The sequence below is a fragment of the Microtetraspora sp. NBRC 16547 genome (assembly GCF_030268965.1).
Lineage (GTDB): Bacteria > Actinomycetota > Actinomycetes > Streptosporangiales > Streptosporangiaceae > Microtetraspora.
The window spans coordinates 1-255 of sequence record NZ_BSSE01000141.1; the positions used below are offsets into that span (position 1 = coordinate 1).

General features: G+C 66.7%; 1 protein-coding gene. It reads left to right on the forward strand.

Features of this window, described 5'->3' with window-relative positions; all coding sequences use genetic code 11:
* Positions 1-255, forward strand: a 255-nt coding sequence (locus tag QSK17_RS35970; protein ID WP_285711174.1) for a zinc ribbon domain-containing protein, incomplete at both ends; no start/stop codon positions are given.

The following is a 255-nucleotide window of genomic DNA, read 5'->3' on the forward strand; positions in this document are numbered from 1 at the left end:
CGAGGCGTTGAAGATCACCAACATGACCAGGCGGGCCGCCCCGAGACCGGACGGCGAGGGCGGCTATCTGCCCAACGGCGGGTCCGCCAAGTCCGGGCTGAACCGTTCGATTCTGGATGCGGGTTGGGGGGTGTTCCTGACGGTCCTCGCGCACAAGGCTGAAAGCGCCGGTCGAGAGCTGATCGCAGTGAACCCTGCCAACACCTCCCGTACGTGTGCCCGGTGCGGGCACTGCGCGAAGGAGAACCGCCTTAC